The sequence below is a fragment of the Ornithinimicrobium carbonis genome (genome assembly GCF_977012275.1).
Window position 1 is genome coordinate 1,090,762 of the sequence record NZ_OZ348993.1, and the last position, 26,535, is coordinate 1,117,296.

Consider the following 26,535-nt stretch of genomic DNA (forward strand, 5'->3'; position numbering starts at 1 on the left):
TCAGTCAGGGGGCTCCGCCCCCCGACCACCCCCCGGCACGCCTGCGGCGGAGGGCGCTCCAGGTCTAGATGTCCAGGAACCGGACGTCCTTGGCGTTGCGCTGGATGAAGCCGCGCCGGGACTCCACGTCCTCGCCCATGAGCACTGCGAAGATCTCGTCGGCCGCGGCCGCGTCGTCGATCGTCACCTGCAGCAGCACGCGGGTCTCGGGGTCCATGGTCGTCTCCCACAGCTCCTGGGGGTTCATCTCGCCCAGACCCTTGTAGCGCTGCACGCCGGAGTCCTTGGGCAGTCGACGGCCCTTGGCCAGACCCTCCTGCATGAGGGCGTCGCGCTCGCGGTCGGTGTAGGCGAACTCGTGGTCGGCGTTGGTCCACTTGAGCCGGTAGAGCGGCGGCTGGGCCAGGTAGACGTAGCCGTGCTCGATGAGCGGGCGCATGAAGCGGAACAGCAGGGTCAGCAGCAGGGTGCGGATGTGCATCCCGTCGACGTCGGCGTCCGCCATGACCACGATCTTGTGGTAGCGGGCCTTGGTGATGTCGAACTCCTCGCCGATCCCGGTGCCGAAGCCGCTGATCAGGGCCTGCACCTCCAGGTTGGCCAGGACCTTGTCCAGCCGGGCCTTCTCGACGTTGAGGATCTTGCCGCGGATCGGCAGGATCGCCTGCGTGTGCGGGTCGCGGCCCGAGACGGCCGAGCCGCCGGCGGAGTCGCCCTCGACGATGAAGACCTCGGACTTCGCCGGGTCCTTGGACTGGCAGTCCTTGAGCTTGCCGGGCAGACCCAGGCTCTCCAGCGGGCCCTTGCGCCGGGTGGCGTCGCGCGCCTTGCGGGCCGCCATCCGGGCGTGCGCGGCCTGCACCGCCTTGCTGACGATGGCGCGCCCCTCCCGGGGGTGGGCGTCCAGCCAGGCGCCGAAACGCTCGGTCATCGCGGCCTGGACGAAGCCCTTGACCTCGGAGTTGCCGAGCTTGGTCTTGGTCTGGCCCTCGAACTGCGGCTCGCCGAGCTTGACCGAGACGACCGCGGTGAGGCCCTCGCGGACGTCGTCGCCCGTGAGGTTGTCGTCCTTCTCCCGCAGCACCTTGTTGGTGCGGGCGAAGTCGTTGACGAGGCGGGTCAGCGAGGCGCGGAAGCCCTCCTCGTGGGTGCCGCCCTCGTAGGTGTTGATCGCGTTGGCGTAGGTGTGCACCGACTCGCTGTAGGCCGCCGTCCACTGCATCGCCACCTCGAGGCTGAGGGCGCGGTCCTTGTCCTCCAGCTCGAAGGCGATGACCTCCTCGTGGATCGGCTCGGCGCGCTTGGAGCGGTTGATGTGCTTGACGTAGTCGAGGATGCCGTCGGCGTATCGGTAGGTGACGCTGCGGTCCTTCTCGGCCTTCGCGGCCTCGTCCTGGGTCTCCTCCACCGCCTCGACGTCCTCGTCGGTCTCCACCGGGCGCTCGTCGGTGAGGGTGATCGCCAGCCCCTTGTTGAGGAAGGCCATCTGCTGGAGCCGGGCGCGCAGGGTCTCGAAGTCGAAGACGACCGCGTCGAAGATGTCCGGGCTGGGCCAGAAGGTGATCGTCGTGCCGGTCTCGTCGGCCGGGATCTCCTCGTCCTCGGACAGGGGGGCCACCGGGACGCCCAGCTCGTAGGCCTGGCGGAAGACCCGCCCGTGCTGGCGCACCTCCACCTCGAGCCGGTCCGACAGCGCGTTGACGACCGAGGAGCCCACGCCGTGCAGGCCTCCGGAGACCTTGTAGCCGCCGCCGCCGAACTTCCCGCCCGCGTGCAGGACGGTCAGCACGACCTCGACGGCCGGGCGGCCCTCACCCTCGTGCATGCCCGTGGGGATGCCACGGCCGTTGTCGACCACCCGGCAACCACCGTCGGCCAGCAGGGTGATCTGGACCCCGTCTGCGTAGCCGGCCATGGCCTCGTCGACGGAGTTGTCGACGATCTCGTAGACGAGGTGGTGCAGACCGCGCTCACCGGTCGAGCCGATGTACATGCCCGGGCGCTTGCGGACCGCCTCCAGCCCCTCCAGCACGGTGATCGCCGAGGCGTCGTAGGCGGGCGTGGTGGCCAGCGACCCGGGATCCCCCTCTGCTGGTGTCGCCTCCGGCAGCTCCGGCATCGCCGGCTCGTCAGGGATCTCGGGACCGACCTGGGGCACGGTGCTCCTCGGGGTGGGTGGGGGACCACGGGACGTGGAACGGACAACAGGTCGATGTTACCCGTTGGACGGCCCCGAAGCCGCATTCCACAGGCCTTTTCCGGCCGGTCGCCGGCGTTCTGGGGCCGCAACGACCAGCGGGACCACCCCCACCACGTCCCTGGGGGTCCGGAGACCTCTGCGAGGCCGTCAACCGTAGGTGTCCCTCGGCCCCCGGCCACCGGCCGACAACGGACCCTTGCGCCAGGACGGTCCGCCGGGTCCGCGCACCACGATCTCGGTGACCACGCCCCCGCCGACCTCCTCCTCGATGCGCCCCAGCACGGTGGAGACGAGCAGGCGCATCTGCGTGGCCCAGGCCGTCGAGGCGGCCCGGACGGTCAGCGTCGTGCCCTCGAACGCGACGACCTCGACGTTGCCGGCCACCCGGTCGCCGACGATCGAGGACCACCGGCCCACCACCGAGCCGACCTGCACGTCGGTGTCCCAGCCGCGGGCGGCGACGAGGCGGTCGATCTCGGCCCCCACGGGGTGCGGGTCCCGGTCGTCGCGCGAGGTCGTCGAGGTGGCGGGGGACCGGCGCTGGCGCCGGCTGCCGGCGGGTGAGCCGGGGCGCAGCCCCCGGTCCCGGGCCGCCCGGCGCGCGCGGGCGAGCGCCTCGTGCGCCGCCGCGAGCGGGCCCGGGTCGTCGTCACCGGGCAGCGCCGGTTCCCCCGGAGGGGTCGCTCCGCTGCCCATCGTCTGCTCCTGCGTCGTCCCGGTGTCCGTCCTCGGCGATTCTCCCATCCGCGTCCCGGCGACGCCGGCTCTGCTCGACCGTCGCCCCGATCCCCAGGCCGAGGGCGACCCCCACCCCGGCCAGGACGATCCAGAGGACGTCGCCGGACAGGGCGAACATCACCGCCCCGATCCCCGCCCCCGCGATCATTCCGTACATCATGCCCGTCTGCGTGGGCGTCACCCGCGGACCAGCCATGCTCTCCCACCTTCCGGGCCGCGGTCGGGTGAGGCGGCCTCGCTGCTGCCTCTCCTACGCTACTCCTGCGTCTGCGGCGACCGCGGGGCGACCGACCCCAGGACCACGTCGAGAACCTGCCCGTCCGCGAGCAGGCCCGCGGGGACGTCGTCCGGGACGGCGGCGGTCACGAGCACCTGCTCGCAGTCGGCGACCAGCTCGGCCAGCCGTCGGCGGCGACCGCTGTCGAGCTCGGCGAACACGTCGTCGAGCACCAGCACCGGGTCGGTCCCCAGGTCGTGCCGCAGCAGGTGGAAGCCCGCCAGCCGCAGCGCCAGGGCCAGGCTCCAGGACTCCCCGTGGCTGGCGTACCCCTTGGCCGGCAGGTCCCCCAGCGTGAGCACCAGCTCGTCCCGGTGCGGGCCGACGAGGCTGACCCCGCGCTCCTGCTCCTGCGGACGGACCTCCTCGAGCGTGGCGAGCAGGTGGCCCACCAGCTCCTCCTGGTCGGGTACCGCCCCCTCGGCGATCGCGTCGGCGACCTCCGCCCGCAGCGAGGAGCGGTACGTCGCGGCCGCGAGGGTGTCGGCGTCCGCGATGGTGCGGTATGCCGTGGCCAGGTACGGGCGCAGGTCGCGCAGCAGGCGCAGCCGGGCGTAGATCAGAGCCCCACCGATACGGGCCAGCTGGTCGTCGAAGACCGCCAGGGTCGCCGAGGCGGAGGCCCGCGCCTCCTCCAGGCTCTCTCCCGGGGTCAGCCGGGGTCCGGACCCCCGGCGGCCGGCGCGCCAGAGTCCGGAGGCCTGGCGCAGCAGCGCGTTGCGCTGCTTCAGCGCCTTGTCGTAGTCCGCCCGGACCCCGGCCCAGCGGGGCTGCCGGGCCACGAGCAGGTCGTCCAGCAGACGACGCCGTTCGGACGGGTCGCCCTTGACCAGGGCCAGGTCCTCGGGGGCGAACAGGACCGTGCGCAGGTGGCCCAGCACCTCCCGCTGCCGGCCGACCGGCGAGCGGTTCACCCGGGCCCGGTTGGCCCGCCCGGGCACGATCTCCAGCTCCACCAGCGTCTCGTGGCCGTCGTGCACGACGGTGGCCCGCACGATCGCGGTGTCGGCCCCGGCGCGCACCAGCGGAGCGTCCTGGGCGACCCGGTGCGACCCCAGCGTGGCCACGTAGCCGGCGGCCTCGACCAGGTTGGTCTTGCCCTGCCCGTTGCGGCCGAGCAGCACCGTCACACCGGGTGCCAGCGCGACGGTCGCCGAGGGGTAGCTGCGGAAGTCGGTGACCGAGAGCTCGCGCAGGTGCACCGGTGCGTCAGGCCGTCCGCCCGCTCAGGCGGGGTCGGTGTCGCCGCTGCCGGAGGTGGGGCCCTGACCGTCCTCGGTCCTGCCGGTGCCGGAGGAGGGCCCCGCCTCGGTGGCCGCCTCGTCCGAGGAGCCGGAGCCGTCCTCCGCACCGACCCGGCGCTCGTCCGCGTCGTCCTCCTTGGGCTCGGCGCCACCGTGCACCTCGACCTCGCCCTCGGTCCGCGTGTCCGGGTCGTCGAGCATCTCGACCGCGTGTCCGCCGAACTGGCCCCGCAGGGCGGCGACGGCCTGCATGGCCGGGGAGTTCTCCTGGCGGGAGGCGAACCGGGAGAAGAGGGCGGCGCTGATGACCGGCATCGGCACGGCCATCTCGATGGCCTCCTCCACGGTCCAGCGACCCTCGCCGGAGTCGGTGGTGTACTCGCTGATGCCCTCCAGGCCGGGGGTCTCGTCCAGCGCCTTGACCAGCAGGTCAAGGAGCCAGGAGCGCACGACCGTGCCGCGGGTCCAGGCCTGGAAGCAACCCTTGACGTCCTTGACGATCTCCTTGGCGGTGAGCAGCTCGAAGCCCTCCGCGTAGGCGTGCATCAGGCCGTACTCGATGCCGTTGTGGACCATCTTGGCGTAGTGGCCCGCCCCCACGTCGCCGGCGTGCACGAAGCCCTCCTCGCGCGGGCCCTCGGGCCGCAGCGCGTCGAAGACCGGCATCGCGAGCTCCACGTGCTCCTTGCGTCCGCCGCACATGAGGCCGTAGCCGTTGTCCAGGCCCCAGATCCCGCCGGACACGCCGCAGTCGACGTAGCCGATGCCCTTGGGCTCCAGGATCTCGTCCAGCTCGCGGTCCTCGGTGAAGTGGCTGTTGCCCCCCTCGATGACCATGTCCCCCTCGGAGAGCAGCTCCCCCAGGGCCTCCACGGTCGAGCGGGTCGGGTCGCCGTGCGGCACCATCACCCACACCACCCGGGGGGCCTCCAGCTCCTCGACCAGCTCCTCGAGGCTGTCCACGTCGCGGGCGCTCTCGTCGAGGTCGTAGCCGACGACCTCCAGGCCGGCGCGGCGCAGCCGCTCCCGCATGTTGCCACCCATCTTGCCCAGGCCGATCATGCCGATCTTCATCTGCTGCTCCTCATGGGTCGGGTCTTCCTCGTGGCTGCGACGCCGCTGCGACGCCTGGCCACCACCCCGCGGACGGGTGCCGGGCGGGTGCGGACGACCGTCAGGACGTGCGCACCGGCATCAGGACGTAACGGTAGGACTCGTCGGACTCCCCGTCGACCTCGGCCTGCCCGGACAGCACGGCCGGCCGGGACGGCTGGGTGAAGGAGAGGCGGGCGAAGGGGGCGTTGAGCACGCCCAGGCCGTCGAGCAGGAACTGGGGGTTGAAGGCGATCTCGATCTCGGGACCGGTGAGCGTGGCCTCCACCGCCTCCGAGCCCTGCGCGTCGTCCCCGGTCCCCGCCTCGATGGCGACCTGGTCCTCCGAGAAGCGCAGCCGCACCGGCGTGTTGCGCTCGGCCACGAGGGCGACCCGCCGAACTGCCTCGACCAGCGACTGGGTGTCCACCACCGCGACGGTGTCGACGCTCGTCGGGAAGATCGAGGTGACCTTGGGGTACTCGCCGTCGAGGAGGCGGGTGGTGCTGCGCCGGCGACCGGCCTCGAAGCCGACCAGGCCGTCCCCCCGGGCGGCGTCGCCGAAGGCGACCCCCACGGAGGCCGAGGCACCGAGGGACTTGGCCGTCTCCGAGAGGGTGCGGGCCGGGATGAGGGTCACGTGCGCGGCGTCGGAGGACCGCGGGCTCCACGTCAGCTCGCGCATCGCGAGCCGGTACCGGTCGGTGGCGAGCAGGGTGACCTTCTCGCCCTCGATCTCCACCCGCACCCCGGTGAGGATGGGCAGCGTGTCACCGCGGTCGGCGGCGATCGAGACCTGGTGGACCGCCTGGGTGAAGACGTCCCCCTCGATGGTCCCGTCGGGCTCGACCTGGGCCGGGAGCTGGGGGTAGTCCGAGACCGGCATCTGGATGAGGGCGAACCGGCTCGACCCGCAGGTCAGCTGCACCTTGGCACCCTCGGTGGCCACGTCGACGGGCCGGTCCGGCAGGTTGCGCGAGATGTCGGCGAGCAGCCGGCCCAGGACGAGCACCCGGCCCCCCTCGGTGACCTCGGCCTCGACGGTGACCGTGGCGGACACCTCGTAGTCGTAGGCCGACAGGGTCAGGGTGCCCTCCTCGTCGGCGGTGATCAGCACGCCGGCCAGGACCGGCACGGGCGGGCGGTTGCTCAGGCCACGGACCACCCAGGCCACGGCCTCGGAGAGGACATCGCGCTCGACACGGAACTTCACGTCACACGGCCTTTCGGCTCACAGGGATCACGACCAGCGGCACCACCGAGGGATGCGGCGCGCGGAGAAGAAGCATGACACGCCCCGAGCACCCCTGCACCTGCGGGTCCTCGTCGGCTCCGCCGGCCCCACTCTGCCACGGACGGTCCGCGCGGGGTCGTGCCCCGTCCCCAGGGACGCAGGACGGATCTGCCACAGATGGAGAGAGTCGTCATCGTCATCGGGGCTGTGGACGCTGTGGACAACCCCCGCCTGCCGGGTGCTCCGGTGCAGGTCCGACGGCGTGGCGGGCAGGTCGTTCACCCTGTGCACACCTGGTGGACACGTCGGTGCACCGTCGGGGTCCGGTGTGGACGGTGCTGCGCCGTCCCCAGCGAGGTCCGGCACCGTCCCCCATCCCTCCCCAGGCTGACCTGCGCCGATCCACCGTCCGTCCACAGGTCGTCCACAGCCGCGGACGGGGTCGTGCCCCGTCGACGTCGGGTGCCGGGGAGGGCGTGAGGGGGTGCCGGTGGGGCGACGGTGAACGGTGAGCAACAACGCACAGGTCTGTCCACACCTGTGGACGACCGGCCGATGCGGAACGGGGGCACGGGGCCGTCCGAGCCCCAGCGGGGCGCACGCGCACGGTGGCCCTCCGTGGCGGAGCGGGGCCGCCGGTTGCCGAGCCTCAGCGGGCGGCAGCGGCCTTGCGGATGATCCCGGTGAGCTCGGTGATCTGGTCGAACAGGGCCCGGCGCTCACCGATGAGCTGACGGATCTTGCGGTCGGCGTGCATCACCGTGGTGTGGTCGCGCCCGCCGAAGGCCTGGCCGATCTTGGGCAGGGAGAGGTCGGTGAGCTCGCGGCACAGGTACATCGCGATCTGGCGCGCGTTGACGAGCGTGCGCGAGCGGGAGGAGCCGCACAGGTCGTCCGGGCTGATCCGGAAGTAGGTCGCCACCTCCTCCATGATCACCGGGAGGGTGATCGCGGCCGACTCGGCGCTGGGGATGATGTCCTTGAGCACGTGCGCGGCCAGATCGGCGTCCGGCGGACGGTCGGACAGCGAGGCGAAGGCCATGACCCGGATGAGGGCGCCCTCCAGCTCGCGGATGTTGGTGGTGATCTTCGTCCCGATGAGCTCGAGCACCTCGTCGGGGAGCTGCATACCCTCCTGCGCGGCCTTCTTCTGCAGGATCGCGATGCGGGTCTCCAGGTCGGGTGGCTGCACGTCGGTGAGCAGACCCCACTCGAAGCGGCTGCGCAGCCGCTCGGCGAACCCCGACAGCCGCTTGGGCGGCTGGTCGGAGGTGATGACGACCTGCTTCTCGCTGTTGTGCAGCGTGTTGAAGGTGTGGAAGAACTCCTCGACCGTCTGCTCCTTGCCCTGCATGAACTGGATGTCGTCGATGAGCAGGAAGTCGACGGTGCGGTAGCGCCGCTGGAAGGCTCCGGCCTTCTGGTCGCGGATGGAGTTGATGAAGTCGTTGGTGAACTCCTCGGAGTTCACGTAGCGCACGCGTGCCCCGGGGTTCAGCGTCCGCGCGTAGTGGCCGATCGCGTGGAGCAGGTGCGTCTTGCCCAGCCCCGACTCGCCGTAGATGAACAACGGGTTGTAGGCGCGCGCCGGCGACTCGGCGACCGCCAGGGAGGCGGCGTGGGCGAACCGGTTGGAGGAGCCGGAGACAAAGGTGTCGAAGGTGTACTTCGGGTTCAGCCTGGCCTCCTCGAGCGCCGCGCGCTCGACCCCGCGCGCCGCCTCGGGCATGCGCCCGGTGCCGCCGTGGCCGTTGGCCCGGTCTGGATGACCGCCCAGTCCCGATGGCCGGCCCGGGATGCCCGCGGCCCCGGGGTGTCCGTCGTGGAGAGGATCGCCCGCCTCGCTCCCGGGGTGCCCCCCGGTCGGGCTGGGGTATGCCGTGGCGTCCTCGGCGGCCGTGCCGGAGGAGCCGCCGGCCGGCTCGTCGCTCTCGTCCTCGACCTGCTGGCGCAGGTCCTCGTCCACGGTGATCGCCAGGCGGACGTCCTCACCGAGCTGCTCGGAGAGGGAGGTGACGATCGGCTGGCGAAGCGTCGTCTCGAGCGTGTCCTTGGTGTGCTGGTAGGGCACGGCCAGGAGCACGGTGGAGTCCAGGACGCCGACGAGACGGGTGAGGCGCAGGAAGGCGCGCTCGCGTGCTCCCAGGCCGGAGTCCTCGAGCTCGGAGACGACCCTCCGCCACACCTGCGTGGTGTCGACCGGGGAGCCACCGTTCGCCATTGACCTGCTCATCCCCTCATGCTCGGTGGGTCCCCTGCCGTTGTCCACATGGTTGTCCACAGCTGTGGACGAGCCGTGGATGACGAGGGTCGGAAAGCGCGACGCTAACAGGCTCGACCAGCCCCGGCAAGTGGGGGGTCCGGACCGATCCACCGGCCCTCGGCGTGTCTCCGGCTCCTTCGGCGCCACACGCGAGACCATGGCGGGTTGCCCCGAGGTCACCGCCCGTTCGCTGGTGGTTTGACCACCGGGGACGGCTCCCGTACCGTTGACCGAGGCCGATTTCCGGTCGCTTCCGCCTGCCCATGGGCGCCGTACCGCCCGGGGCCACCCATGAACCACGGACGTCACCGCGTCCCCGTCTCCCCGGAGCACAGCAATGAGCAAGCGCACGTTCCAGCCGAACAACCGTCGCCGGGCCCGCAAGCACGGCTTCCGTCTGCGGATGCGGACCCGCGCGGGGCGGGCCATCCTGGCCGCCCGCCGCGCCAAGGGCCGCAGCAGCCTGTCGGCCTGAGTCCGACGGCCCCTTCGGCGCTGTCGATGCTGCCGCGCCGTCACCGGCTGACCCGGCCCGAGGACTACCGGGCCGTGCTGAGGGGACGGCAGGGGGCCGCGCGGCGCCGGTCGGGCACCGAGCTGCTCGTCGTGCACGCCGCACCGACCACACCCACGCGCGGGCCGCGCGTGGGTTTTGTGGTGTCCAAGGCGGTCGGCAACTCCGTGGTGCGCCACCGGGTGGTCCGTCGCCTTCGGGCCCTGGTGGCGCACCGTCTGGACCGCCTCCCTCCGGGGTGGGACCTCGTGGTGCGGGCCCAGCCGCCCGCGTCCACGGCCACCTCGGCGTCGTTGGGCGTGGACCTGGACCGTGCGCTGGAACGCGTGCTCCCGGCGCCGACCAGCAGCCCCGGTAGCCCCGGCGGGGACCGCGGCACCGGGACGGGAGCGGACCGATGACGGCGGGCACGCCGGGGACGATGCGGGACGTGCACCGCGGAGGGGTGCCGGCCGGCGAGCGGCGCAGCCGCCTGGGGCAACCCCTCGTGTGGCTCGTGCAGCTGTACCAGCGCACCCTGTCCCCCCTGCTGGGGCCGGTGTGCCGCTACTACCCCTCGTGCTCGGCCTACTCCGTCACGGCCCTGGAGCGGTTCGGACCCCTGCGCGGCACCTGGATGACGGCGCTGCGTCTGCTGCGGTGCAACCCCTGGGCCCGCGGTGGCGTCGACCACGTGCCGGCGCGGGAGGGCGCCGACACACCCCATACCCACTCCGGACCGGACCACGAGGACCGGCCCCGGACCACCCCACCGGTGGGCCAGCCCCGCCGCCGAGACTGAGGACCCCATGGGATTCTTCGACACGATCCTCTTCCCGTTCATCTGGTTCGACTCCGCGATCCTGGTCGGTTTCGAGTGGCTGCTGACCCAGGCGGGCCTGTCGGACACGAGCGGGTGGACCTGGGTGGCGGCGATCATCGGGCTGGTCGTCACCCTGCGTGCCCTGCTGACGCCGTTGATGATCCGGCAGATCAGGAGCCAGCGGCGCCTGCAGATGGTGCAGCCGGAGCTGGTCAAGATCCAGGCCAAGTACAAGGGCAAGAAGGACCAGGCCAGCCAGAAGGCCTTCCAGGAGGAGACCTTCGGGCTCTACCGGGAGGCCGGTGCGAACCCGTTCGGCGCCTGCCTGCCGATCCTCATCCAGATGCCGTTCTTCTTCGCCCTCTTCCGGCTGCTCAACAGCGCCGAGGCGGTCTCCCAGGGCCGGTCCGAGCCGCTGGGGCTGTTCACCCGCGAGCTGGCCACGAAGATGGCAGAGTCCGACATCCTCGGGGCGGGGCTGACCTCGACCTTCCTGCACGACCAGGACATGTCGGCCAAGATCCTGTCCCTCGTGCTGATCCTGGTGATGTCGGGCACGCAGTTCATCACCAGCCACCAGCTGATGCGTCAGAACATGTCGCCGGAGGCGCTCAACAGCCCGATGGCCAAGCAGCAGCAGATGCTCATCTACGTGCTGCCCGTCGTCTTCGCGGTCACCGGTGTGAACTTCCCGGTGGCCCTGCTCATCTACTGGACGGTGAGCAACTTCTGGACCATGGGTCAGCAGTTCTTCGTCATCCGCAACATGCCCGCCCCCGGTTCGCCGGCGGAGAAGGCCTACCGCGAGCGGATGGCGCGCAAGGGCCGAGACGCCACCGGCATCCAGCTGAAGAACCCGAAGCTGCTCGCCGAGCGCGAGGCGGCGTCCCAGGCGGAGCAGCAGCGCAAGCCCGGTCAGCGGGCCCAGCCCAAGAGCAAGAAGCGCGCGAAGAAGCGTTGACCCCGGCCGGGCACCCACCGCCCGGTGCACCACCCCAGACCCCCGTCCACGCAGCGCCGCGGCGGCGCACGGACCACCCGAGGAGATCAGATGAGCACCACGCACGAGAACCCGGACAGCGGCACCCACGAGAACCCGGACAGCGGCATGCGGGAGCCCGACCAGGACGGTGCCACGACGGCGTCGCATGAAACGGCGCCCGGGCACGACGAGGCGTCCGGGCAGGACGAGGCGGCGTCCGTGGCGTCGGACGCTCTGACCGCGGGGGGCGGCACGGCCACCGCAGGGGACGAGGGGGGTGCCGAGGACGGCGCGACCACCGAAGGCGAGCAGGGCGAGGCAGACGAGTCGGTCGACGCCGGGACCTCGGCCCCCGCTCACGTCAGGGACGCGGTGGACCCCGAGAGCGCCGACGGTGACGGGCCCGTCCGTTCTGAGGGTGCCGGAGAGACGGACGCGGCGGTCGCTGCTGGTTCAGCCGGCACGGACCAGACGACCGTTTCCGATGTCTCGGACGACATGGACGAGGCGAGCATTTCTGATGTCTCGGACGAGACGGACGAGGCGAGCGTTTCTGATGTCTCGGACGAGACGGACGAGGCGAGCGTTTCTGATGATTCGGACGAGACGACCGAGACGGACGAGACGGACGAGACGTCTGGTGACCTCGGTCCCGGCGGTACCGCTCCCCGTCGTGCCCTCGGCAAGGAGCGCACCGAAGAGCTCGTCCGTGAGGGAGAGGTGGCCGCAGACTTCCTCGAGGGCCTGCTGGACATCGCCGACCTGTCCGGGGACCTGGAGGTCGACATCGAGAACGACCGCGCCGCGGTGGCCATCGTGGACTCCGAGGACGGTGTGGCCCCCGGTCGGCTCGTGGGCCCGGGAGGTCAGGTGCTGGACGCGTTGCAGGAGCTGACCCGTCTGGCCGTTCAGGCCGAGACCGGCGAGCGGAGCCGGCTCATGCTGGACGTCGCCGGCTACCGTGCGGACCGCCGGGCCGCCCTGGTGACCACCGCGCGCCGCGCGGTGGCCGAGGTGACGGAGTCGGGGACGCCGAAGGAGCTTGAGCCGATGACGGCGTTCGAGCGCAAGGTCGTCCATGACGAGGTGCTCGCCGCTGGTCTGCGCTCGGAGTCGGCGGGCGTGGAGCCGTCGCGCTACGTGGTCGTCCTGCCCTCCTGACCCGCGGACCGACCAGCATGACCCACGACGGCACGGAGCCCGCAGGCACGGCCGGCCCTGGCGGCCTGCCCGAGACCCCGCCGACGGTGGCGCGGCTGTTCGGCGACCGTGCGCCGCTGGCGCGAAGGTATGCCGAGGAGCTGGCCACCACGGGGATCGCCCACGGTCTCGTGGGGCCACGGGAGGCACCCCGTCTCTGGGAGCGTCATGTGCTGAACTGCGTCCTGCTGGAGCGGCTCCTGGCTCCTGGGTCCTCCGTCATCGACGTGGGCTCCGGTGCCGGGCTTCCCGGCATCGTGCTCGCGGTCGCGCGTCCCGACCTGACGGTGCACCTGGTCGAACCCCTCCTGCGGCGGACCACCTGGCTGGAACGCACCATCGACCTCCTCGGGCTGGACAACGCGGTCGTGCACCGGGGACGTGCCGAACAGGTGCAGCTCAGTGCCCCCGTGGTCACGGCTCGTGCCGTCGCAGCCCTGCCCACGCTGGTGCAGTGGACGCTCCCGCTGCTCGAGCCCCAGGGACGGTTGCTCGCCCTCAAGGGAGCCGCTGCCGAGGGGGAGCTGGCCGCCGCGGGGACCCTGCTGCGGACCATGGGCGTCGAGGGGGCCAGGGTCCTGCGCCTGGAGGAGGAGGGGGTGGATCCGGTCAACGTCGTGCAGATCGTCCGTCCGGAGCAGCTCCTCGCCGACGGACCCGCCGCGGGTGGACCCGCCGGCGGGGGGCGGGCCAGGACCCGACGTGCGGGTGGCAAGCGGGCCCAGGGACTGCGCGGGAAGGGCTGATCCGCTGTCCTCCGACGGACGTGAAACCGGTCGTGGGACCACGGGGCCGGCGCCCATTTCCTCGACTGCTCGGGCGGTTGATGGGTGCGCGTGCTCGGTCGAGAGGACGATGGTGGCTTCACCTGGCCGTCCCTGGGGATGGCGGCTTGGTGGGGACGCCCACATCGGCGATGATGTGGCCCTCATGTCTAGTACTCACCGCGAGGCCCTGGGATGGCCGCGACGTCCTGACCGCGATCGTTGGGTCGACGCCCGCTGGTCGACGACGTTCGCCGCGCATCCGCCGCTGGGGTGGCCCGGGACCACCCTGGAGCAGGTGGCGTGGGCGACGCGGGACCGTCACGAGGTTTCGCGTGAAACATGGGGGGCCAAGACCGGCCAGGTTCGGACGAACGGTCGCGCGGCTCCGGGTCCGGCCGCTGCGCGTGAAACGTCGTCGTTCAGCACGACGGTCGAGGATCGGAACACCAGCGTTTCGCGTGAAACATCGTCCCCGGGCGGACCGAAGGAACGAGAATCCAGCATTTCCCGTGAAACATCACCGTCGAGCAGGACCCCGGGAGAACAGGACACCGGAGTCGCCCGTGAATTCCGCGCTCCGTCGAGCAGGCCGGCCGGCGCCCCAGCAGCACCGCCCCTGGGCGCAGAGCCGATGAGGCGCTCGACGTCGTCGAGGCCGTCACCCCCTCCTGCGCCTCTGTCGACCGTTGATCCACCGTCGACCCATTCCTGGAGCGGAACCCGGGTGATGACCGTCGCCAACCAGAAGGGTGGCGTCGGCAAGACCACCACGGCGGTCAACCTGGCTGCCGCCATGGCCCGTGCGGGCCTGCGGGTCCTGCTGATCGACATGGACCCGCAGGGCAACGCGAGCACCGCCCTGAGCATCCCGCACGCGAGCGGCACCACGGGGGTCTACGACGTCCTGATCGACGGCGTGCCGCTCGCCGACGTGGTTGTGGAGTCACCCCACGTGTCCGGACTGTTCGGGGCGCCGGCCACCATCGACCTGGCGGGGGCCGAGATCGAGCTGGTGCCCCTGGTGGCACGCGAGAACCGTCTGCGTCGTGCCCTGCAGACGTTCCTCGAGAGCCGGCCGCCGGGACAGGAGATCGACCTGGTGCTCATCGACTGCCCGCCCAGCCTCGGTCTGCTCACGGTCAACTCGTTCGTGGCCGCCGACGAGGTGCTCATCCCCATCCAGTGCGAGTACTACGCACTGGAGGGGTTGAGCCAGCTGGTCAAGAACGTCGAGCTCATCCAGCAGCACCTCAACGCAGGACTGACCATCTCCACGATCCTGCTGACGATGTACGACGCCCGCACCCGACTGTCCGCCGACGTCGCCGAGCAGGTCCGCGAGTACTTCGGCGACCGGGTGCTCAAGGCTGCGATCCCCCGCTCGGTCCGGATCAGCGAGGCGCCCAGCCACGGAGAGACCGTCATCACCTACGACCCGGCCAGCACGGGTGCCCTGTCCTACGTCGAGGCTGCCGCGCAGATGCGGCAGCAGGAGGTGTCCGCATGACTGACCGCCGTCGTGGCCTGGGGAAGGGGCTCGGTGCCCTCATCCCCTCCGGACCAGGAGGTGACCGCCCGACCGACGTCTTCTTCCCCCGGCCCGGTGGTCAGCGATCCACCGAGGAGCAGGACCGTGCCCGGGACCAGGACCACGGGATGGGCGTCGCGGTGCTGGAGGACTCCGGCGTCGCGACCGGGGCGCGCGCGTACACCGACGGTTTCACGGGAAACACCGACGGCTCCGAGGACGGTCGGACGGTAGGGGCGGGCGGTGGATCCCCGTCCGACCTCGGACTGGGCCCGGTGCCCGGAGCGACGTTCGCCGAGGTCCCGGTCGACGCCATCCGTCCGAACCCCCGCCAACCCCGACAGGTCTTCGACGAGGACGAGCTCGCCGAGCTCGTCGCCAGCATCAGCGAGCTCGGTGTGCTGCAGCCCGTGGTGGTGCGGGCGGTGACCTCGCAGGCGGCGACGACCCAGGACGGCGACCCACAGGCAGCCTACGAGCTGGTGATGGGCGAACGGCGGCTCCGGGCCAGCCGTGACGCCGGGTTGACGACGATCCCCGCCATCATCCGCAGCACCGACGACGAGCACATGCTTCGCGACGCGCTCCTGGAAAACCTCCACCGCGCCCAGCTCAACCCGCTCGAGGAGGCCGCGGCCTATCAGCAGCTCCTCGACGACTTCGGGTGCACGCACGAGGACCTGGCCACCCGGATCGGCCGCTCCCGCCCGCAGATCACCAACACGATCCGCCTCCTGAAGCTGCCGCCGCTGGTCCAGCGGCGCGTCGCCTCCGGCGTCCTGAGCGCGGGCCACGCCCGCGCGCTGCTCGGTCTGAAGGACGGTGCCGCGATGGAACGCCTGGCGCAGCGCATCGTGGCCGAGGGGCTGTCCGTGCGGTCCGTGGAGGAGATTGTCGTCCTGGGTGAGGACCGGACCACGCCGCGGCCACGGGGCCGCTCGACGACGACGCCCGCTCCCGAGCTGCAGGAGGTGGCCGAGTCGCTCTCGGAACGCCTGGAGACGAGGGTCCAGGTCACCATGGGGCGGCGACGGGGCAAGATCACCGTGGAGTTCGCCGGCAAGGACGACCTCGAGCGCATCCTGGAGGCGTTGGGCCGCACCTGACGGGGTCGTTCATCCACAGAAACACGAAGACCGTCCACAGGGTTGTGGACAACCCGTGTGGACGGCCTCGGTCCGCGGCTCAGTGCCGCGTCGGGCGCGCTGCCCGGTGGTTCAGGAGGTGAACTGCTCCATCTCCTTGGCCAGCTTCTTCTTCGGCAGAGCGCCCACGAGGGTCTTCACGACCTGGCCACCCTGGTAGACGTTCATCGTCGGGATGCCGGTGATGCCGTAGGCCCGCGTGGTCTCAGGGTTGTCGTCGGTGTTGAGCTTGGCGATCTTCAGCTTGTCGCCCCACTCCTGGGAGAGCTCCTCCAGGACGGGCGCGATCATCTTGCACGGGCCGCACCAGGGGGCCCAGAAGTCGACGAGGACGGGGCCGTCGTGCTGGAGCACGTCCTCGGTGAACGTGGCGTCGCTGGTCTGGATGATGGCCATGGGTGGTGTTTCCTTCGGTCTCGGGTACGGGGTCGAGGGTAGTCGACCGTGGGTCGGACTTTCGTCGAGGAGGGGTCCGAGGGAGGCTCAGACCGCGACGGCCACGTCCTGGTGGGCGTCGAGGGTGGCCAGGTAGCGCTCGGCGTCGAGGGCGGCGGAGCACCCCGTGCCGGCCGCCGTGATGGCCTGGCGATAGCTGTGGTCCACGAGGTCTCCGCAGGCGAAGACGCCCGGCACGTCGGTGGCGGTCGTGCGCCCCTGGACCACGACGTAGCCCTCGTCGTCCAGCGTCACCTGACCGGTGATGAGCTCGTTGCGCGGGTCGTGCCCGATGGCGATGAACAGCCCCTTGGTCTCCAGCTCGCGGGTGTCACCGGTCACTGTGTCCCGCAACGTGATCGACGACAGCTTCGGGTCGCCGTTCAGGGCGGTGACCTCGGTGTTCCAGATGAACGAGATCTTGGGGTCGTTCTGGGCGCGTTCAGCCATGATCTTGCTGGCACGCAGCTCGTCGCGCCGGTGGATCACGGTGACCGTGCGACCGAAACGGCTGAGGAAGGTGGCCTCCTCCATCGCGGAGTCGCCGCCTCCGATGACGACGATGTCCTGGTCGCGGAAGAAGGCTCCGTCGCAGGTGGCGCACCAGGAGACGCCGTGCCCGGAGAGCCGGTGCTCGTCGGGCAGGCCGAGCTCGCGGTAGGCCGAGCCCATGGCCAGGATGATCGAACGGGCGCGGTGCACCTGGCCGGACCCGTCGGTGACGGTCTTGATCTCCCCGGCGAGGTCCACCTCGACGACGTCGTCCCGCACCAGCTCGGCACCGAAGCGCTCCGCCTGCTCCCGCATGTTCATCATGAGCTCGGGTCCCATGATCCCGTCGGCGAAACCGGGGTAGTTCTCGACCTCGGTCGTGTTCATCAACGCACCGCCGGCGGTGACCGACCCCTCGAAGACGAGCGGAGCGAGGTTTGCGCGGGCGGCGTAGACGGCGGCGCTGTACCCGGCCGGGCCGGACCCGATGATGATGACCTCACGCAGCCCGTCGCTCGAGGGCTGGACGGCGGGGGTCAGGCCGACCGGATCGATGAAGTTGGTCATGAGGTCCTTCCTGGAGGGCGCGCCGGGGCGCGGGCCGTGCGGATCGTGTACTCCCAAAACCCCGCCCGCGCCCGACTTGTTCCCGGCCCGTCGAGCGGTGGGCCGCACGGTCGACCCGTCTCCTGGAGGCTCCTCCCGACGGTCGGCTTCCTAGGTCCGCCCCCGGCGTGCGGGGACGGGCGCCCTCAGGGGTCCGAGGGCCAGGCGGCGTGGTCCAGCGGCAGCGGAGGAGGCGCGGCGGCGTCGCCCGCCGACTCCGCCACGGTGGTGCAGGGCCACGGCATGAGAAAGGCCTCTCCCCGGTCACCCGACGTGCCCAGGAGGACGACGACGGGGTCGTCGGACAGTTCCGCCTCGGCGGCGTGCACCGAGTCCCACCGGTGGGGGGAACCGGTGGCGGACCAGCACCCGGCGACCTGCGACCACGTCAGTCGCCCCGCCTCGGCCTGCGGGGTGCTCCCGTCGGCGACCTGCTGCACACGCCCGAGGTAGTCCTCGCGCGTCACGGTGCCCAGCGAGCCCAGGATCTGCACGTCCTCGGGCAGGCTCGGCGCGTCGGCCGCCATCATCGAGCCGGCCGCATCCTCGGTTCCGCCCTGTGCACCTCCGGCAGCCGCCCCGTCGTCCATCTCCGTCGCGGAGTCGCCCGACCTCTGGTCGGTGACGGCGTCCTCGTCCGCGCCGGACCCGTCGTCGCCGGCGTCGTCCTGCCCGGCACCAGCGTCCGCCTGCCCACCCGCGCCGGCGGCGTCGGCACCGGAGGGGTACTGGGCCGCGGTGTCCATCGCGGGGCGCGAACCGAAGATGCCTCCGTCGAGGGCCTGGCCCAGACCAACGGTGGTGGCGAGCAGTCCGGCGGCCGCCACGCCCAGGATGGCCACGGCCCGGCCAGGACGGCGGTGGGAGCGTTCGGCAGCCAGGTCCACGAGGTGGTCCGCGGGCCGGGGTCGGGACGAGGGCCGAGCAGCGGCGTGGGCCTCGACGGCCAGCCTGGCCTCGATCCGGCGGACCAGGTCCTCCGGCATCGGACCCGGGTCGGGCAGGGAGGACAGCAGCGCACGGATACCGGTGGGGTCCGCCTCGGAGCCGGGACCGGAGGAACCGGGGTGCGATGCGTCGGTGGGCGTCACAGGGCGGCCTCCTCGCGCGACGTACGGGCCGGGGTGCTCCGGCCGGGGGCGGACCGGCCGGGGGGTCCGGCACGGTGGTGGCGGGCCGGGTCCGGCCCACGGGTGTAGGACGAGCGGCCCGGCGCCACGGTTCCCGACGGGTGCGTTCCGGAGGCCGAGGACCTCGTGGCGGGCCGGGGGGAGGATCGGGCCCGGGCCGCAGCACGTCGCGGGGCGCTCATCGCCGACCCTCCGGGGCGCCGTCCGCCGTCGGCCGCAGCAGCCGCGCCATGGCCTCCCGGCCGCGGGAGCAGCGGGACTTCACGGTGCCCTCGGCGACCTCGAGCACCGCGGCGGCCTCGGCCACGGAGAGCCCGTGCATGTCGACCAGCGTCAGGGCCAGCCGCTGGCCCTGCGGCAGCTGCGCCAGGGCGGCCCGCACGTCCAGCCGGACGTCGACGGCGTGGTGACCGTCGCGCGGCTCCACCGGTTCGTGGTCGGCGATGTCCAGGGTGGGACGCACGCGGCGCAGCCGGTCCAGGCACGCGTTGACCGTGATCCGGTGCAGCCAGGTGGTCACCCGGGCATCCCCGCGGAAGGTGCCGGCCCGCCGGAAGGCGTTCAGGAAGGCGTCCTGGACGGCGTCGGCGGCCACCTCCGGGTCCCGGGTGGTGCGCAGGGCCAGGGCCCACATGCGGTCCTTGTGCCGGCGGAAGATCTCACCGAAGGCGTCCGGGTCCCCGGCCTGGTGCAGACGCATGAGCTCCGCGTCGTCCACGTCCACCCACCCCCGCACCGGTGCCACCACCCTCGTCGATCAGCCGACGGTGATCTCCCGCACGCCGACGATCTCCCCGGCGGGCGAGGTCCACGCGCGGTCGAACCACAGCACGAGGTAGCGACCGGTGGCGGGCTCCTCCGGGCTCACGGTCCAGGTGCCGGTGGCCGCCTCGTCGCTGCCGAGCGCCGTCGCGCCGTCGATGGTCGGCTCGTCGGCGAGGTAGAGGGTCGCGCCCATGTCACCCTCGGCCAGCTCGACGACGACCTCGGAGACCTCGGCGCCCTCGCCGAGGTCGAGGACCAGACCGGTCCCGGTCTTCAGGCTGCCCCAGCCGGGGGAGAGGTAGGTGTGCGAGGTCCAGGCGGTCCCGGGATCGCCGTCGACGGCCAGGGGGGCCAGGTCGTTGCGCTCGTCCCCGTCCCCCTCTGGGTCGAAGGAGGTGATGCCCTGGACGGTCGGACCGGCGCCGTCGGCCGGGGCGGGGGCGGGTGCGGCCTCGCCGGCCTCGGTGGTGGCCGCGGCGTCGGTCGCGGCTCCGTCGTCACCGCCCGCGCCGGTGGTGGCTGCCGCGTCGTCGGTCGCTGCGCCGCTGTCGTCGGTCGCGGTGGCCACGGGGGCCGCCGGGTCGTCGGGCTCGTCCTGACCCATCCCCCGGATCGCGCTCCAGCCGAGCACCCCTGCCAGTCCCAGCAGCCCGACCAGGACCAGGGCCACCACGGCGGTCTGGGCTCCGGTGGAGCGCTCCTCCTCGAGCCCCACGGGACCGGGGGCGGCGGCGGGCCGGGCGCCCGTCGAACGGCGACGGGGGGAGGGCCGCTCCCCGGTGCTGCGCACCCCCAGCATCTCGGCGGTGGAGGGCCGCTCGGACGAGGGGTCCACCGCCGGTCCTCCCGCGGCCGTGACCCGTGGGCCCGGGCCGGTGCGGTCGGCGCCGGCGTCGAGCAGGTCACCCATGTCGTCGCCGTCGTCCACCCGGTAGTAGGGGCGGGGGACCACGGCCGTGACGTCGGAGCCCTCCGCGGCGGTGTCGTCGCCGCGCAGGTGCTCGGTGTCGGCCGGGTGCGCCGCCGCGGCGGCCGCCGTGGCACCGGCGGCACCCGTCAGCGCCCCCGAGGCCGGGTCGCCGCCCCGGTCGGGTGTCGGGGCGCTCAGCGACGGCGGACGGGAGCCGTGCACTATCTCCGAGGCCCAGGGGGACAGCTGGCGGGCCAGCTCGCCCGGGGTGTGGGGCGCCCGTCCCAGGTCGGCGCCCGTCCCCAGCACCATCCGGCACAGGGCGTCGAGGTCCCCGGGAACGCCGCCGACAAGCTCGGACGGGGCTGGCAGCGAGTCGTCGGCCAGCCGTCGGGCCAGCCGGACACCGGGCATCTCCTCGCCCGGCCACCGGCCGGTGAGCCCGGTGTAGAGCAGGCTCACCAGGTCTGCGGTGTCGATGATCGAGGCCTCGTCGGCGGTGACGTCGTCGGTGCCCTCCAGCGCCGAGGCGACCCCCACCCCGGAGACCTTCACGGTGCCGTCGCTCGTGCGCAGGACGGAGTGCGGGTTCAGGTACAGGTGGTGCAGGCCGCGACGCCGGGCCGACTCCAGGCCGGAGGCGGCCTCCCCGACGATGCGGCGGGCCTCCTCGGGCGGCAGGGCGGCCTCGGAGACGAGGGAGGCGAGCGACTCGGCCTCGCTGAGGCCCTCCTCGACGATCCAGCTCAGGCCGTCCTCGCTCCCGACGTCCAGGACCCGGACGAGCCGGGGGTCGTCGACGGAGGCCACCCGGCGGGCTCCGTCGAGGGCGGCCTGGGCCGTACCGGCGTTTTCCCCGCCGGCCGGCAGCACGGTGACCGCGACCAACCGGCCGAGCGTGACGTCCCGGGCGGACCAGTAGTCCAGCGTGCCGCCCTCGCGGCGGGCGAGCAGCTCGTCGAGGGCATAGCGGTCACCGAGGACGGTGCCCACCTCGAGCCGGTCCATGTCGCTGTCCTTCCGGTCGCCGACCCCGGACGGGGCCACGTCGTCCCAGCCTAGTGTGCCGGGGGCCGCCGCCCCGGGAGCCGCGGTCGCGTCCGGCGTGGCCTCCTGGGCCGCGGCCGCCCCGCCCGGACCGCCGCGACCGACCCGTCGGGACACCCCGGGGATCCTGGCGAGCAGCGGTCGGGCCACCTCGGCGAGCTCACGCACACCGAGGAGGTGGGCCAGCACGGCATACATCGCCAGGTAGAGCAGACCGGCGGTGCCCAGGGACAGGACGGTGCCCGTCCAGCCCAGCCACCCCACGCTCTCGGCGTCCAGCTGACCGCTGGGCAGCCAGCGCAGCAGCAGCCACGTGGGGACGGCGGCCAGCAGCGCGGCGCCGGAGGCCGCCAGGAACGTCCGGGCGACCTCGCGCAGCCCGAGGCCCGGCAGGCGCCGCCGGGCCGCCCGCAGGCCCAGGACGGCGGCGGTGAGCTGGCCCGTCGCCTGTCCGGCGGCCGCCGTGACCGCCGCCCGCTCCGGGGGCCCGACGAAGGCGAGCACCAGGACGACCAGGAGGATCGCGGTGATGGACAGCTGGAAGCCGAAGGGGGTGCGGCCGTCCTCGAAGGAGTAGAACACCCGTGCGCACAGCAGGTAGACGCCGTACGGGACCAGGCCCAGGCTCAGGACCATGACGATCGGGGCCATGGCCGAGGGGTCGGCGTTCGTCGGGAAGATCACCCGGATCAGGTACGGCGCGAACATGATCATGGCCACGCTGATCGGCACCATCGCCGTGCCCAGCAGGCGCAGGCCGCGGGCCGTGCTGTCGGCCATCGAGGCCAGGTCGCCCTGCGCGGCGGAGCGGGAGAGCACCGGGTAGATCGCCGTGAGCAGGGACAGCGCCACGAGGGAGTGCGGCAGGATGAAGATGAGGAAGGAGTTGTCGTAGGCCGCCCGTGCCGGAGCCGTGGGCGCCGCGACGGCGACCCACGCCAGCAGGTTGTAGACGACGAGCAGGCCGACCTGGCTCACCCCGACGTCGGCCAGGGACCATCCCGCCATCCTGGAGGCCGACCCCAGCCCGACCCCGCGGAACCCCCAGCGGGGTCGCCAGCGGAAGCCGGTGCGACGCACGGCCGGGACGAGCACGACCGCCTGGACGACGATGCCGAGGGTGGCCGAGCCGGCCAGCAGCCAGATCATGCCGGCGGTCCAGGCCTCCAGCGGGAGGGCGGCCGGGTCGGCCGCCTGCGGGTAGCGCCGCATGAAGACGACGATCCCGGTGATGGCCACCACGTTGGCCAGGGCCGGCGACCACATGAACGCCGCGAAGCGCTGGTGGGCGGCGAGCACCTGGCCCAGGAGGGTGTGCAGCCCGTAGAAGAGCATCTGCGGGATGCACAGGTAGGCGAACAGGATGGCCAGGGACAGCTCCGGGCCGCCCCACTCCCAGCTGAGGTTGTAGACCTTGGTGACCCAGGGGGTCAGCGCGACGAACAGGACGGTGCCGCCCACGAGGATGGCCACCGCCAGGGTGAGCAGCCGGTCGGTATAGTCGCGGCCCTCGTCGCCGCGGACCAGGCCCTTGACCAGCTGCGGCAGCAGGACGACGTTCAGCACGCCCGCAGCGAGCAGCACGTAGATGGTGTTGGGCAGGGTGTTCGCGGCCTGCCACACGTTGGCCGCGGGCGTGATGATCCCGATCGCGGCCGCCAGCAGGGCGGCACGGGCCAGCCCCAGCACGCGCGAGACGAGCGTGCCGCTGGCCATGACGGCGCTGGACCGGGCCAGGGACGCCGAGGTCGAACCGCTCACGGGTGCTGCTCCTTGGTCGGGGTGCTCGGGGTGCTCGGGGTGCTAGGAGCGCCCGGCGTGCTGGGGGGTGCCGGCGTCCCCGGCGTGGCCGAGGTGCCCGGCGTGGCCGAGGTGCCCGGCGTGGCCGAGGTGGTCGGGGTGGTGGGCGCGGCTGTCGCTGCTGCCGGTGCCGCCCGGTCCGGTCCAGGGCGGCGCAGGGCGCGGACCGTCCCCATCACGAGCAGCACCCCGGCGAGGCCGCCGAGCACCCAGTAGATCCAGGTGCCGGTCGGTTGGACGCGGACGTCGACGACGGCGTCGTCACCCAGCTCGGTGCCGTTGGGGGTGGTGAGCTCGGCGGTGACCTGCGTCTGGCCCCGGGTGACCGCCCGGGCGCTGAAGGAGACGGTCGCGCGGCTGCCCGGCCCGATCGAGACCGGGCCGGGCTGGTCGACGACCCGGAGCAGGGCTCGGTCGGGGACCAGGCGGGCCTGCACGTCGTGCACGGCCACGGGCAGGTCGTTGATCACGGTGACCTGCATCAGGCCCTGGTCGGACAGGAAGTTGATGGTGCTCGGGTTGGCGTGCACCCGCGCACGGGTCTCCGCGCTGAGGTCGCGCAGCGTCCTCCACGTCCGTGACCACGGGTCGGGCGCGCCGCGCCACCGCGCCGACCACAGCCCGGGCAGCACCGGCTGCCAGGAGCGCACGGCGTCGGTGTCGGCCAGCACCTCGGTCAGCCCGTCCAGCTCGTCCTCGATCCGCACCAGGCTGCGGGCGCGACCGGGGTCCAGCGGCGACGCCGCGGGTGCGAGGTATGCCGTGAGCCCGCCGAGGACGTCCTCCTGCGGGGCCACCACGGTCAGCGTGGCGGGGGGCAGGTCCCCGGCGGCGGCCACCAGGTCGGCGGCGCGCACCGGCTCGGTCCACGTGGCGGCCTCGAACCCCTCGACCACCTGGTCCAGGAGACGCAGCGGGACCACGGTGCCGCGGGGTGGCGCCAGGACCATCGACCGGGCCGTGTCAGGGGCCTCCTGGTGGGCGGCGAGGGTGTCCGCGAGCAGGCGCTGCGTGACCGCTCCGGCGCCGACCTGGGCGGTGTCCGGACCGGCGTCGGCCAGCAGGCCGGCCATGCGGGAGTCGCTCCCGAGGGCGGTCACTCCCGGCACGTCGGCGAGGGGCACCGCGGCAGCACCCACCGGTGCGGTCGAGCTGCCCGTCAAGGATTCACGTGGAACCACGACCCCTTCGAGCACGCTGCCGCCGTCGTCCGCCGGCAGAAGGCTCCCTGCGCCGGGTCCCTCGTCGGGGTCGGTGCGGGCGTCCCACCACCCGGCCAGCGTCGAGATCTCGTCCGTCGACGGGGCGTCGGAGACCGGCCAGGCGACCGTCGAGGTGCCGCGGCGCAGCAGGCGGGTCAGCTGGGCGGGCGGGTCGACGGGCTGCCGGTCGAGCAGCCGCTGGGCCGTGCCGTCCGCGACGCCGAGGTCGACGAGGGTGGACAGGTCGGGGTCGTCGGTCGGCAACCACCACAGGCGTGGTCCGTCCACCCGGGCGAGCCGTCCGCGCAGACGGGTGAGGGCCGTCTCCACGTCCTCGGCGTCGAGGCCGTCGAGGTCAGGACCGTCGGCGTCCGGGTCGTCGGTGCCCGTCCCGGCGCCGTCGGTGGTGTCGTCCCCGCCCGGTCCGGGGTCGTCGACCCCGCCCTCCGGCGAGGGCGCGGGGGCCGGGACCGCGGTGGCGGTGGCCTCGTCCGACGACGTGGTCGGCGCGGGCGAGGCCGTGGGGAAGGACGTGGCCGGCGGAGCCTGGGTGGCACCGCCCTGGGCCCCGTCCTCGGGGTCCGAGGTCGGGGCAGGCGCCGGGGCCGGGACGGCGGTCCGCGAGGGATCGTCCTCCGTGGGATCCGTCACCTGGTCGTCCTCCGTCCCCCCGTCCTCCGGCCGGCCGTCCGGTTCCTCCGTCTCCTCCGGAACCGTCTCCCCCGGCCCGGTCAGCGAGTCCGCGGGGGAGAGCGTCCGCAGCAGGGCCGGGTCCACCATCCAGGTGACCCCCGGCAGGTCGAGACCGTCGAGCCAGGTCCGCGGGGTCGACGCCGGGCCGACCGCGGAGTACCAGGCGGGGTTGCGCACCTGCGGGTCCGGGCTGACGAGGGCCGGGTCGGCCGGAAGCGTCAGCGGCACGACCCAGGCCAGGGACAGCGGCACCGCGGGCGGTTCCTGGGACGCCTCCACCGTCAGGACGGTCCGCAGGCTGACCGCGTCCGCGGCGGTGGGGTCCGTGCGGGTCTCGGCGTCCTCGGCCGTCAGCCGCAGCCCCAGGACTCCGCGGTCGGCGACCCTCCCCGCCAGCGCCTCCGCAGGCACCCGGACGGAGAACGGCAGCTCACGACCGGGAGCCACGACCGGACCGATGGCGTCGTCCCCGAGGACGCGGCCCGCGACGAGGCCGGGGTCGGTGGCCTCCACCCAGTCGGTCACCGCCTGCCGGGTCCCCAGCGGCTCCCACGTCGCCGCGACGGTGAGGCTGGTCAGCCGTCGGCGCCGCTGCCCGTCGTTGACGACCCGGCCCCGCAGCTCCAGCGGCTCACCCGCCCGGGCCACCGCCGGGTCGACCTCGTCCAGCACGATGCGCACGCCCTCGGTGGAGGTGGGGTCCTCGTCCTGGACCGAGGCGGCCGGCACGGGGGTGGGCGACGGGACCGGCGCGCTGCCCGGTGCCGCCACCCGCGGGGAGGAGGCTCCTCCCGGTCCGGCCACGGCTCCGGGCTGCCCGGAGGACAGGAGCACCAGGCCGGCCAGGAGACCGGTGGACACCGACCGGGCGACCCGGCCGGCGTCGCGCGGGCGCACGACGGCGCGGAGGGCGGCAGCCCGGGGACGGGCCGCCCACGCGGCTCGGCGGGCTGGACGCGGCACGTCGTGCTCAGGCGCTCCGCGTGAGGCGCTGCCACGCCTCGCGGGCGATCCGGCGCTCGTTGGGGAAGGTCAGCTTGCGGTGCACCTCGTCGAGGGGGACCCAGGCGGCGTCGATCGCCTCCTGGTCGGGGTCCTTCTCGATGGTGAGGTGCCCGCCCGTGGCCTCCAGCAGGTAGTGGTGGACCATCTTGTGGATCCGGTGGGAGGGGGTGGTGAACCAGTACTCGATCGTGCCCAGCGTGATGAGCACCCGCCCCCGGATCCCGGTCTCCTCCTCGACCTCCCGCTCAGCCGTCTCCACGAGCGTCTCGCCCGGCTCGACGTGGCCCTTGGGCAGGCACCACTCGATCCGGCCGGACCGGTTGCGACGGGCGATGATCGCGATCCGCGCCCGTCCCTCGTGGACGTCGATGACCACCCCGCCCGCGGAGGTCTCGCTCACCGACGGCAGGCGTCTGCTGACGCCCTGGTGCCGGGGAGTGGTGGTCATCCTCACACTGTAACCA

Annotated in this window: 22 protein-coding genes; 8 read left to right on the forward strand and 14 right to left on the reverse strand. The window is 73.0% G+C overall.

Annotated features, from left to right (window positions below; all coding sequences use genetic code 11):
• Positions 1-64: 64 nt before the first annotated feature.
• The 7 genes from gyrB to dnaA all read right to left on the reverse strand — a co-directional run bounded on the left by gyrB (position 65) and on the right by dnaA (position 9,018).
• The gene (gyrB, locus tag ACWHYA_RS04960) at positions 65-2,119 is read right to left on the reverse strand and encodes a DNA topoisomerase (ATP-hydrolyzing) subunit B (RefSeq protein WP_425943464.1); all 2,055 of its coding nucleotides are present in this window, start codon (positions 2,117-2,119) and stop codon (positions 65-67) included.
• A 228-nt stretch (positions 2,120-2,347) separates the two neighbouring features.
• Positions 2,348-2,896 carry a DUF721 domain-containing protein gene (locus ACWHYA_RS04965; RefSeq protein WP_425943414.1) on the reverse strand — a complete coding sequence of 183 codons (549 nt, stop codon included), beginning with the start codon at positions 2,894-2,896 and terminating at the stop codon, positions 2,348-2,350.
• Complete coding sequence (locus ACWHYA_RS04970; protein WP_425943413.1) at positions 2,850-3,134, reverse strand: hypothetical protein; 285 nt, start codon at positions 3,132-3,134, stop codon at positions 2,850-2,852. Before ACWHYA_RS04970 ends, ACWHYA_RS04965 begins: the two co-directional genes overlap by 47 nt.
• Before the next feature lie 59 nt (positions 3,135-3,193).
• Positions 3,194-4,417, reverse strand: coding sequence for a DNA replication/repair protein RecF (recF, locus tag ACWHYA_RS04975; RefSeq protein ID WP_425943412.1), 1,224 nt, complete (start codon positions 4,415-4,417; stop codon positions 3,194-3,196).
• Between the two features lie 24 nt (positions 4,418-4,441).
• Positions 4,442-5,533 (reverse strand): phosphogluconate dehydrogenase (NAD(+)-dependent, decarboxylating), encoded by a 1,092-nt coding sequence (gene gnd / locus ACWHYA_RS04980; RefSeq protein WP_425943411.1) that lies wholly within the window; start codon positions 5,531-5,533, stop codon positions 4,442-4,444.
• Positions 5,534-5,633: 100 nt separating this feature from the next.
• Positions 5,634-6,764 carry a DNA polymerase III subunit beta gene (dnaN, locus tag ACWHYA_RS04985; RefSeq protein WP_425943410.1) on the reverse strand — a complete coding sequence of 377 codons (1,131 nt, stop codon included), beginning with the start codon at positions 6,762-6,764 and terminating at the stop codon, positions 5,634-5,636.
• Between the two features lie 670 nt (positions 6,765-7,434).
• Positions 7,435-9,018 carry a chromosomal replication initiator protein DnaA gene (dnaA, locus tag ACWHYA_RS04990; protein ID WP_425943409.1) on the reverse strand — a complete coding sequence of 528 codons (1,584 nt, stop codon included), beginning with the start codon at positions 9,016-9,018 and terminating at the stop codon, positions 7,435-7,437.
• A gap of 367 nt (positions 9,019-9,385) precedes the next feature.
• Here dnaA and rpmH point away from each other — a divergent pair, with 367 nt between their 5' ends.
• The 8 genes from rpmH to ACWHYA_RS05030 all read left to right on the forward strand — a co-directional run bounded on the left by rpmH (position 9,386) and on the right by ACWHYA_RS05030 (position 15,947).
• Positions 9,386-9,523, forward strand: a complete 138-nt coding sequence (gene rpmH, locus ACWHYA_RS04995; RefSeq protein ID WP_425943408.1) for a 50S ribosomal protein L34 — start codon at positions 9,386-9,388, stop codon at positions 9,521-9,523.
• Positions 9,524-9,549: 26 nt separating this feature from the next.
• Positions 9,550-9,963 (forward strand): ribonuclease P protein component, encoded by a 414-nt coding sequence (gene rnpA, locus ACWHYA_RS05000; protein ID WP_425943407.1) that lies wholly within the window; start codon positions 9,550-9,552, stop codon positions 9,961-9,963.
• Positions 9,960-10,343, forward strand: a complete 384-nt coding sequence (yidD, locus tag ACWHYA_RS05005; protein WP_425943406.1) for a membrane protein insertion efficiency factor YidD — start codon at positions 9,960-9,962, stop codon at positions 10,341-10,343. Before rnpA ends, yidD begins: the two co-directional genes overlap by 4 nt.
• Positions 10,344-10,350: 7 nt before the next feature.
• On the forward strand, positions 10,351-11,325 hold the full coding sequence (gene yidC, locus ACWHYA_RS05010) for a membrane protein insertase YidC (RefSeq protein WP_425943405.1): 975 nt from the start codon (positions 10,351-10,353) through the stop codon (positions 11,323-11,325).
• A gap of 90 nt (positions 11,326-11,415) precedes the next feature.
• Positions 11,416-12,507, forward strand: coding sequence for a Jag family protein (locus ACWHYA_RS05015; RefSeq protein WP_425943404.1), 1,092 nt, complete (start codon positions 11,416-11,418; stop codon positions 12,505-12,507).
• 17 nt (positions 12,508-12,524) lie between these two features.
• On the forward strand, positions 12,525-13,292 hold the full coding sequence (gene rsmG, locus ACWHYA_RS05020; RefSeq protein ID WP_425943403.1) for a 16S rRNA (guanine(527)-N(7))-methyltransferase RsmG: 768 nt from the start codon (positions 12,525-12,527) through the stop codon (positions 13,290-13,292).
• Positions 13,293-14,040: 748 nt separating this feature from the next.
• Positions 14,041-14,820, forward strand: a complete 780-nt coding sequence (locus tag ACWHYA_RS05025) for a ParA family protein (protein WP_425943402.1) — start codon at positions 14,041-14,043, stop codon at positions 14,818-14,820.
• Entirely contained in the window at positions 14,817-15,947 is a 1,131-nt protein-coding gene (locus tag ACWHYA_RS05030; protein ID WP_425943401.1) for a ParB/RepB/Spo0J family partition protein, read from the forward strand. Before ACWHYA_RS05025 ends, ACWHYA_RS05030 begins: the two co-directional genes overlap by 4 nt.
• Before the next feature lie 111 nt (positions 15,948-16,058).
• Here the strand turns inward: ACWHYA_RS05030 and trxA are convergent, their stop codons facing one another.
• From trxA to ACWHYA_RS05065, 7 genes are all read right to left on the reverse strand, one after another.
• Entirely contained in the window at positions 16,059-16,382 is a 324-nt protein-coding gene (gene trxA / locus ACWHYA_RS05035; protein ID WP_425943400.1) for a thioredoxin, read from the reverse strand.
• Positions 16,383-16,469: 87 nt separating this feature from the next.
• Entirely contained in the window at positions 16,470-17,480 is a 1,011-nt protein-coding gene (trxB, locus tag ACWHYA_RS05040; RefSeq protein WP_425943399.1) for a thioredoxin-disulfide reductase, read from the reverse strand.
• A 185-nt stretch (positions 17,481-17,665) separates the two neighbouring features.
• Positions 17,666-18,610 carry a hypothetical protein gene (locus tag ACWHYA_RS05045; RefSeq protein ID WP_425943398.1) on the reverse strand — a complete coding sequence of 315 codons (945 nt, stop codon included), beginning with the start codon at positions 18,608-18,610 and terminating at the stop codon, positions 17,666-17,668.
• A 217-nt stretch (positions 18,611-18,827) separates the two neighbouring features.
• Positions 18,828-19,349 (reverse strand): RNA polymerase sigma factor SigM, encoded by a 522-nt coding sequence (sigM, locus tag ACWHYA_RS05050; protein WP_425943397.1) that lies wholly within the window; start codon positions 19,347-19,349, stop codon positions 18,828-18,830.
• Positions 19,350-19,406: 57 nt separating this feature from the next.
• On the reverse strand, positions 19,407-23,132 hold the full coding sequence (gene murJ, locus ACWHYA_RS05055) for a murein biosynthesis integral membrane protein MurJ (protein WP_425943396.1): 3,726 nt from the start codon (positions 23,130-23,132) through the stop codon (positions 19,407-19,409).
• Positions 23,129-26,029, reverse strand: coding sequence for a DUF6049 family protein (locus tag ACWHYA_RS05060; protein ID WP_425943395.1), 2,901 nt, complete (start codon positions 26,027-26,029; stop codon positions 23,129-23,131). Before ACWHYA_RS05060 ends, murJ begins: the two co-directional genes overlap by 4 nt.
• A gap of 7 nt (positions 26,030-26,036) precedes the next feature.
• Complete coding sequence (locus ACWHYA_RS05065) at positions 26,037-26,519, reverse strand: NUDIX domain-containing protein (RefSeq protein ID WP_425943394.1); 483 nt, start codon at positions 26,517-26,519, stop codon at positions 26,037-26,039.
• Between the last annotated feature and the right edge of the window lie 16 nt (positions 26,520-26,535).